The organism is Cryobacterium sp. (assembly GCF_026786305.1).
GTDB lineage: Bacteria > Actinomycetota > Actinomycetes > Actinomycetales > Microbacteriaceae > Cryobacterium.
Genome location: NZ_JAJAYI010000051.1, coordinates 1 through 8,990 on the forward strand (window position 1 = coordinate 1; position 8,990 = coordinate 8,990).

Here is an 8,990-nt window from a genome sequence, read left to right on the forward strand (position 1 = left end):
GGGTGGGGGGGTCCCCCCCCGGGGGGGGGGGGGGCCGCCGCCCCCGGCTCCGCCGGGGGCGGGCCCCGCCCCCCCGGGGGGGGGGGGGGCGGGGGCGGCCGAGGTCCTGCACGGTGGTCTGCAGTCCGGGCTGCACGACGACGAGGCCCGCAGCGGGGTCGATGCCGGTGCCGTCAGCAGCGGTCCCGACGCTGTCGGCCTCCGCTGCCCGGGCCGTCGGTGCGGTGCGCACGAACTCCCGCACGGCTCGAAACTGCACCCGATCACCGGGCTGCACGAGTGCGGGTTGGTCGCGGTCGAGGCTCCACAGGGCCGCGTCGGTGCGGCCGATCAGCTGCCAGCCACCGGGGGTGACCCGCGGGTACACGGCCGAATAGCTATCGGCGAGCGCCACCGAACCGGCCGGAACAGCCTTGCGCGGGCTACTGCGCCGGCAAACCCGCAGGCTGTCGTCGCCGACGAGATACGCGAAACCGGGGGCGAAGCCGCCGAACGCGGCGGTCCACAGCTGCCCGGTGTGCGCCGCGATCACGCCGTCTGGGCCGAGTCCGGTGAGTTCGCCGACCTCATCCCGGTCGGCCCCGTCGTAGATCACGTCGATGGTCACGAGCCCGTCGTGCCCGGTTGCGGCGGTGCGCGCGTCGATCGCGCGCAGCCGGGCAGCGAAGCCACGGGCTGCTAGAGCCGAGTCGGCCGTCACGAGCACGGTTTCGGCGGCGGCGACAACGTCGACCTGGCCGGGGAGCGGATACTCACGGAGCGCCTCATACAGGCCGAGCACCTCGCCGAGGCTGCCGAGCTGCACGAGGACGGCCCGGTCCCCGACGGGCCGGATGGATCGAATGGGGGTGGGCATCCGCTAGGCGAAACTGGCAATGGAGACGCCGGCGCCCAGCAGAGCCTCGCGCACCGCTGCGGCGAGCCGCACGGCGTCGCGGGTGTCGCCGTGCAGGCAGATGCTCTGCACCGGCACCGTGATGATCGAGCCGTCGACGGCGACCACGGTGCCCTCGACGGCCAGCCGCACGACCTGGGCCGTCACGGCCTCGACCGAGTGCAGCACGGCGCCCGCAATCGCCCGCGACACGAGGCTGCCGTCGGGGTTGTAGGCGCGGTCGGCAAAGGCTTCGGCCACGGTGCGCAGCCCCGCGGCCTGGGCCAGGCCTTCGATGTCGCTGTTCGGTAGCACCATCAGCGGCAGCGTCGGGTCGACGGCGAGCACCGCGTCGACCACGGCCTGCGCCTGCACCGGGTGGTGGGCGATCGTGTTGTAGAGCGCGCCGTGCGGTTTCACGTAGCGTACGGCGGTTCCGGCGGCGCGGGCGAGAGCCTGCACGGCGCCGACCTGATAAATCACGTCGTTAGTGAGTTCGGCCGCATCCATCTCGATGAAACGACGGCCGAACCCGGCCAGGTCACGGTAGCCGGGGTGCGCGCCCACCGTGACTCCCGCGGCTGCTGCGGCGGCGCAGGTCGCACGAATGGTCGTGGGATCGCCGGCGTGGAATCCACCGGCGACGTTGACGCTCGTGACCGAGGCGATGATGGCGGCGTCGTCGCCGAAGGTCCAGTTGCCGAAAGACTCTCCGACGTCGCTGTTCAGATCGATGGTTGGCATGGGCCCCGTCTTTCGTTCCCCCTAGACTGCCGTATTTCTCTGAGTTGTTCAACAATCTGAACGAAATTATGCCGTGATTTCACTGTACCGAGAACGGATGCCGGCACCCACGCCCGGCGCGGAACCGGCCACCCCAGCACCATTCCGAACGTCGTTCCAGCTCAGGACCCCGTCGTCGTCGTCGTCGATCATCACGGCAACAATCCTGGTCACGATGACGAGTCAAGCTCCAGCAGCGGACTGCGCCACGTAGACGGTCGTTCCCGCGATCGAAAGTCCGGCCACCGTCACGAGCACCATCGCGGAAAGAACGCGCGCGCAACGACAACGCGGGGCGTCGCCGCCCAGCGCGCACACCGATCGGGTCCGCCGTGCGCCCAATATGACGGGTGCCCAGTATGACGGGTGCCACCGACAGATGAGCACGCGAGCGGATACCGTTCCCCACCCACACTCCCCTTTTGGGTGGCACCCAAAAAGGGTAGACAGCGCGTGAACTGCCAAATACTGTATTAACACAGCGACAAGACAGTCTGCTGAATGCGATCGATAACTGGAGTGGAGCACATGATGCGAAGCAGAGTGAAGACCGGCGCCCTCTCGGCGCTTCTGATCGGCACGTTGGTCGGTGCCGGCGGTTTCTTGTCGGCCGGCGCAGCCTCCGCCGCCATCGCGCCCGAGTCAGCAATCACTTCCGCGTCAGCGGATGTCGACCGCTGGGTCGTTCCAGAGACCCAACAGGGCGGCAACTACTGGACTCCCGAGCGCATGCGCTCCGCCGTCCCCGGCGAAGTCCTGGTGCAGGACAACGTGGCAGCCGGCGTGAGCGGTACGGTCGCATCCGGAGCCGCCTCGCGGGTGTCCCCGCAGGCAGCCAAGCCAGGCCCGTCACCCGCGGCCAGCCAGGTCTCCCCCATTTCTCACATCGGCAAGATCTTCTTCACCCTCGGCGGCACCGATTAGGGGTCTGGCCAGTAATGGAACGGTGGTTGGCGCTAAGGGTTGAGGTGGCGGTAGATCGTCGCTCGTGAGACGCTGAGGGCTTTGGCGATTTAGGTGGGGGTTTCGCCGCGTTGCTGTCGGGCTTTGGCTGTGAGTTTTGGCGCTCCATGGCGGCATTCTGTGCGCGCTATGTGGCGGCGTCGCCTCTCATCTCCCTCGGATTGTGCGCCGAGGGAATCGCCGACCAGGTTAAGACGCACGTCTCGAGCTGTGGTGTCACCAAATTTTCGATCACAATGTCGAATGTCGGCGACCCAGCCAACCCGGGAACAATATCCATGCCGACGTACGGTCGGGTCCGGTCCTCGCTGTCTTGCGCCTCGCGGAGCGCAGCTCCACGCATTTGACGAGATGTAAACCGAATCTACTGATAGGTACACAAGATGGCCACGACGACAGCAATTGCGGTCGCAATGGCCGTTATCCAGGTCGGCACAAGATCGTAAGAAACGCTGTCTCGGCGGAGATCCACGTGCTCACACGGTAGCCGGAGCGCACCGTACTGGTGCGCCATCGATATTCAATTCCATGTGTCGAGGAGGTTACCCTGGCTCGCAGGGAGGCTGCTCGTCACCGCGTCTCGCGCCCGCCCGCCCGCCCGCCCGCCCAAGCGTCAGGATCCACGGTCAACCTCGCAGACGACCTCGAAAAGCGACAACTCACGCACTTGCCGCCGGGGCGCCCCCGGCGACGCATGTTGTGCCCGAAAGGGGGCATGGACATTCCCGACATACATCGTATATTTGTGGAACGCCATGGCGGCGATATTTGCCCCGGATCGTATGGGAACGGTACGCACATGTCGCGTGGTCGGGTCTTTGTTCCTATCGCTGCCGTTTCGGTCGTCGCGATGTCGTTTACCTCGCTTCCGGCTGTCGCCGCCCCGGTCTCACCATTGGCGAGTCGGTCACTCCCACCGGGGTTGAGTACCTGCCGCCGACAGAGTTTGACGAGGTGTGGTCACCGTCGAAGGACGCTGCGAAGGGTGCAGCCGGCGAGTCGAATGCCCCCGCGAGCACATGGGCCACGCCACTGGCAACGAGATCGCTGTCGAACGGTTCGGGTGGGACCGCGAACCGGGCACCGGCGGGAACTGTTGTGGGCGCACCAGGCCTGGGCGCTCTGCCCTACTTTGCTTTCGATGAAGCGAACGTCTCGAACGCGACTGTGGCGCGGGTGAATCTCGCGAACGGGAACCTGTTGCTCACCTCGAACGACGGCGTCTTGAACGGTCCGGCCCTCGCGGTGCGCAACGACCGGTTCTACAACGGCCTGTCATCGTCGGAGGGCTCACTCGGTGGCGGCTGGTCGTCGCCCCTGTCGGCGTTCGATGTGGGTCTCGCGGTGACCTCGAGCACCGCCACCTACACCGGGGCGAACGGGTTCAAGGCGGTGTTCACGAAGTCCGGTGAGGCCTGGGTAACTCCGTCCGGTTTCAACGCCACGCTGACCGATCAGCCCTACACGAAAACGGTGACGTTCAATCGGACCGGTGAGCAGTTCGTTTTCAACAGCTCAGGCTGGATCACGAAGAACCTGAACCGGAACGGCGAGGGCACGACGTACAGCTACGACCCGTCGACGGGGACCGTGTCCACGGTGACGGAAGCGGCCGGCCGCTCGTACTCGGTGACGTGGGCGGGTGGGTCGCGGATCAGCCAGATCGTGGACTCTGCCGGCCGGACGACGACCTACACCGCGAACGGGGCCGGGCAGCTGAGCCGGGTGGATTCCCCGGGTGGGCTTTGGGAAGAATATGACTACGACGCGACCGGGAGAATCTCCGAGCTCCGGGCCCGCGGCACCAACGCGGCGTCGACGTCCCGCACCCTGTTCGGCTACGACACCCAACACCGGCTGACGTCGATCAAACGCGGGCTGGCGTCCTCCTCAACGTTCCTTACGACCGCCTCCTACGTCTACACGGCCGGGCAGACGGTCCTCACCAATGGGCGTGGGAAATTGTTCACCTACGCGATCGACGCCTCCGGGCGGATGACCTCTGTCACGGACCCGTTGAACCGTACCCGGTCGCAGTCCTACGCCGCGAACAGTGAGGTGGCGACCGTCACGGACGCGTTCGCCACCGGCGGCGTCGGTGGGAACAGCACCACGTACTCATATGACGCGTTGAACAACGCGGTCAGCGCGACCCTGCCGACCGGGGCGGCGGCCTCGGCCGCGTATGCGACCGGAGTTGGCTGCGCCGGCACCGGTGGAACCGTGTTCCAGGCTAAGTGCTCCACCGACGCGGCCGGGAACGGGAAATCGTTCGAGTACGACGCGAAGGGCAACCCGACGAAAGTCACCGACAGCACAGCCGGTGGCACCGGGGCGGTCCCGCAGCGGTTTACTTACGAGAATGGTGGCGCGGTCTGCGGCGGTTTCGACGGGCAGGTCTGCACCTCCAAGGACGGTAAAGGGAACACCACCGCTTACACGTATGACGGGAACGGGAACCTCAGCTCGGTGACCCCGCCCGCACCGCAAGGTGCGACCAGCTACACCTACGACTCCCTCGGACGGGTGCTGACCGTCACCGACGGCAATAGCGACACCACGACCTACGCGTACAACCTCCGGGACGACATTGCGCTGTCCACCTTCCAGGGCGGGCAGACCCTCACCACGACGTTCTACAGCAACGGCATCAAGAACCGCGACACCGACAGCACCGGCCCGTTCACCCAGTACACCTACGACGCCCTCGGCCGGATCATCAACTACCAGACCATCGTCACCAGCACCGTGAACCAGGAATTCGACTACGACGCCGCGGGGAACATCACAAGGTTCCGGGACGCCATGACAGGCGAGGTGAACTACATCTACGACGACGCCAACCAACTTACCCAACTCACCGAAAGCCTCGGCACCTGCCCGGTCGCGGCCGGCTCTCCGACCGACTCCGGCTGTATCAAGTTCGCCTACGACGCGAACGGTGCCGAGACGCTGCGCACCCTGCCCGGGAACGCGACCGTCGCCACGGTGAACGACGCGGCCAGCCGGGCGACCAGGATCACCGCGAAGGATGGTTCCGGCGTCGTCAAAGCCGACATCGGCTACTCCTACATCGTCCCCGGTGGAACCGCGGACCGGACCAACATCCAGACCCGCACCAGCTATCTCGAACAGGGCATCAGCGCCGGTGCGATCAGTACCTACGGTTACGACTCCCTCAGCCGCCTGACCACAGCCACCGAGAGACTCGGTGCAGCCACGACCGCCTCCTGGGCGTATACCTACGATCCGGCCGGGAACCGCACCCAGCAGGTGAGGGCCGGCGCGACCGGTGCGACGGCGGGGACCATTGCATACAGCTACAACGCCGCGAACCGGATCACCGCTGCCACCGGAGACACCACCACCTGGACCTACGACGCGGCCGGGAACCAGACCAAAAACGGCCTTACCGGGCAAACCGCCACCTACAACGCCCGCGGCGCCGTCACCGCGATCGGCGCGACCACCTACACCGCCCTCGGCCAGGGCAACACCAACCAGCTCTCCCGAAGCGCCTCCACCACCACCTACCTGAACGGGCCGCTCGGCCTCGCCAGCGAGAAACTCGGCACCGCCAACCGAGGATTCACCCGCACCCCCACCGGCCAGGCCTTGGGCGTGCACGGCACCAGCACCAAGTACTACTACGCACAAGACTCCCTCGGATCCGTGATCGGACTGTTCGACAAAACCGGCGCCTACATGGGCGGGTACTCCTACAGCCCCTACGGCGAAGCACGCGCTACCGGCACCAACACGGCCACCGCCTACAACCACCTCCGCTACATCAGCGGCTACTACGACGACGCCACCAACCTCTACAAACTCGGCGCCCGCAACTACGACCCCACCATCGGACGCTTCACCCAATACGACCCGTCCGGGCAAGAAGCACACCCCTACGCCTACGCAAGCTGCAACCCCATCAACGCGAAAGACCCGTCCGGCCTGGGAGCCTTTTGCACATTTGCTCCCCTGGCTGTCGCCGCCCTAGGTTTTCTAACGGCGCAAGTCGGGTTGACCGCTGCGGTTCTAGCGATTATCGGCGTCGGCGCACCAGCTGCTGCAGTGGTCGGAATAGTTGCGGCTGCACTCGGAGTGGAAACCGCGGGTATTGGGCTAATCATCCTTTCAGTCTGCACACTTCGCCCGGATCTGTAAGGGGCCACATGATGCCGATTTCCTCGATTCTCATTGGCATTACAGTGGTCCTTTGTCTTCTCAATACTGTTCCGCTGCTCGCTCTGGTGTTCTCCGGAGAACGCTTACGTGCGAAGTCACGTGCGAAGTGGCGTGCCTTAACTATCGTCACAATGTCGCTGTATGGAGTTGCTCTCATCACGGGCGTCACTGGCATTGCCCTCATCGTTTCCCAAAACACAGGGTAGGTATTCAACAGACTGCACAATGAATAGCTGCCACATGAATACGCGAGGAGAGACCTCGGTCCTCGACTGAATTTCGAGGTTGGTGGCTCCATTGTTAAGGAACTCCACGACCTCGTGGCCGGGCTACTACTTCTTAGCGAGGGGCATGGAATTTCACCGATGAAGACACTGACGCCATGTAGTTTGAAGTTACGGCGTCGTTTCGGGGTAGTTCGTTGTGTTCCCGGCGAAGCCGCCAGCGCAGAGGTGAGGGCAACCGGTTGGGTTTTGTAGCCCAACTCTGTTACCTCCGATCTCTAAACGTGCTATTCATTCCGCTTCGTGAGCTGGCCCCTACTACGACGACGCCACCAACCTCTGGCCAGCAATGGCACGGTGGTTGGCGCTAAGGGTTGAGGTGGCGGTAGATCGTTGCTCGTGAGACGCCGAGGGCTTTGGCGATTTGGGTGGGCGTTTCGCCGCGTTGCTGTCGGGCTTGGGCCGCTGCGAGCGTGTCGGGTGTGACGACGGTCGGGCGCCCACCGATCCGGCCCTGGGCTCGGGCGGTGGTGAGGCCGGCGAGGGTGCGTTCGCGAATCATGTCCCGTTCGAGTTCGGCGAACGCGGCCATCATGGTGAAGAAGAATTTGCCTTCTCCGGTGGGCCGGTAGGTTCCGGCGAGTGTGCCGGTGAGGATCTGGAGGGCGATGTGTTTGTCGTGGAGGTCGTCGGCGATGGTGAGGACTTCTTTGACGGATCGGCCGAGGCGGTCCAGTTTCCAGACGCAGAGGGTGTCGCCTGGTCGGAGGTAGTCGAGCGCGGCGATCAGTCCGGGCCGGCTGGGTGCGCGGCTGGAGATGGTGTCGGTGAAGATCCGTCCGCAGCCGATGGATGTGAGTGCGTCGTGTTGCATGGTGGTGTCTTGGCTGTGGGTGGAGACGCGGGCGTAGCCGACGAGGGTGACGTGTGTGGTGGCCATCCATCTATCGTCTCAGAATAGTCTCAGAACATCGTCGGTTCCAGCTATGTTTTGAGACGGGTTGTGGACGTTCGTGCACCCGCGTGTCGTTAATGGTGCCGTTGGTCTCGAAATGTACCGTTTGTGGACACGGGTCATTCGTCGCTCGCGGAGTTCGGATCGCGGAGGGGGCGAAGCCCGTCGTCTTGCACGCTAGTGAAGGCGTATCGGCCGTGAATGTTGATGTGGGTATCGCCCAGGGGTGACAGCCGGGCGATGTCGGCGTCGTCGACGGGGTAGCCCTGATCTCGGAGCGAGTTCAGGGCGGCGTCGATGTAGCGGGTGTTCCACAGGATGACGGTGTTCAGGACGAGGCCGAGGACGCCGAGCTGGTCCTCCTGGCCGTCCCGGTAGCGCTGCCGGAGCTCCCCACGCTGCCCGTAGAAGATCTTCCGGGCGAGGCGGTGACGGGATTCCTGGGTGGTGAGCTGGACGTGGATTGATCGGCGGTAGGTCTCGTCTTCCGGGTCGTACATTGCCAGGAGGTGCAGGGTCTTAGCGATGCGTCCGTATTCGGCGAACGCGGCGCCCAGCGGTGTCGGATCGCCGTCACGGCCAAGCATCCGCAGGAGGTCGTAACCGGCGACAGTACCGTTATGGAGGGAACCGACCACGCGAAGCATGTCCTCCCAGTACGGTTCCATCCGCTTGAAGGACAACTTATTTCTGGCGACCGGGCCCAAGATCCCGTAGTCGGCCACCGGGGCGCCGGGCGGGGTGAGCCGCCAGAGCCGCTGGTCGGGCATATCTGCCACTCGTGGGCTGAACTGGTAGCCCAGGAGGCGGAAGAGGCCGAACACGATGTCGGAGTACGACGCCGTGTCGGTCGCGATCATCTCTGGGGCAGGGTCGCCGTCACGGTTCAGGATGACGTCGAGGACGTGGAGGGAGTCCCGCATGGTTCCGGTGACGACGACGGCGCCGATTCCCGCGACCTGGTCGTTGATCGCGTTCAGCCAGGTCACTCCTTGACCCTGGCCGA

At 65.1% G+C, this 8,990-nt stretch carries 8 protein-coding genes; 2 read left to right on the plus strand and 6 right to left on the minus strand.

Annotated features, from left to right (window positions below; genetic code table 11):
* The 3 genes from LH475_RS05385 to LH475_RS05395 form a co-directional block, all read right to left on the minus strand.
* Window positions 1–856: allophanate hydrolase subunit 1 (locus LH475_RS05385; RefSeq protein ID WP_297413059.1), on the minus strand; the 856-nt coding region annotated here is incomplete at its 3' end.
* Window positions 857–859: 3 nt separating this feature from the next.
* Complete coding sequence (locus tag LH475_RS05390) at window positions 860–1,618, minus strand: 5-oxoprolinase subunit PxpA (protein ID WP_297413060.1); 759 nt, start codon at window positions 1,616–1,618, stop codon at window positions 860–862.
* 66 nt (window positions 1,619–1,684) lie between these two features.
* Window positions 1,685–1,831 (minus strand): hypothetical protein, encoded by a 147-nt coding sequence (locus tag LH475_RS05395; RefSeq protein WP_196844434.1) that lies wholly within the window; start codon window positions 1,829–1,831, stop codon window positions 1,685–1,687.
* A 354-nt stretch (window positions 1,832–2,185) separates the two neighbouring features.
* Between LH475_RS05395 and LH475_RS05400 the strand changes: the two genes are divergently transcribed.
* On the plus strand, window positions 2,186–2,581 hold the full coding sequence (locus LH475_RS05400) for a hypothetical protein (protein ID WP_196844435.1): 396 nt from the start codon (window positions 2,186–2,188) through the stop codon (window positions 2,579–2,581).
* A gap of 32 nt (window positions 2,582–2,613) precedes the next feature.
* Here the strand turns inward: LH475_RS05400 and LH475_RS14520 are convergent, their stop codons facing one another.
* Entirely contained in the window at window positions 2,614–2,670 is a 57-nt protein-coding gene (locus LH475_RS14520; protein ID WP_366145588.1) for a hypothetical protein, read from the minus strand.
* Between the two features lie 1,048 nt (window positions 2,671–3,718).
* Here LH475_RS14520 and LH475_RS05405 point away from each other — a divergent pair.
* On the plus strand, window positions 3,719–6,784 hold the full coding sequence (locus tag LH475_RS05405) for an RHS repeat-associated core domain-containing protein (RefSeq protein WP_297413061.1): 3,066 nt from the start codon (window positions 3,719–3,721) through the stop codon (window positions 6,782–6,784).
* A gap of 612 nt (window positions 6,785–7,396) precedes the next feature.
* Here the strand turns inward: LH475_RS05405 and LH475_RS05410 are convergent.
* A complete protein-coding gene (locus LH475_RS05410; RefSeq protein WP_196844437.1) occupies window positions 7,397–7,969 on the minus strand; it encodes a recombinase family protein in 573 nt (190 codons plus the stop codon).
* Between the two features lie 134 nt (window positions 7,970–8,103).
* Window positions 8,104–8,990 (minus strand): Tn3 family transposase (locus tag LH475_RS05415; RefSeq protein ID WP_297413062.1); only part of this gene is annotated, 887 nt, incomplete at its 5' end.

Bases quoted from the DNA above. Each gene is read 5' to 3' on its own strand.
- LH475_RS05390 (WP_297413060.1), bottom strand. From the start codon at position 1,618: ATGCCAACCATCGATCTGAACAGCGACGTCGGAGAGTCTTTCGGCAAC.
- LH475_RS05410 (WP_196844437.1), bottom strand. From the start codon at position 7,969: ATGGCCACCACACACGTCACCCTCGTCGGCTACGCCCGCGTCTCCACC.
- LH475_RS05400 (WP_196844435.1), top strand. From the start codon at position 2,186: ATGATGCGAAGCAGAGTGAAGACCGGCGCCCTCTCGGCGCTTCTGATC.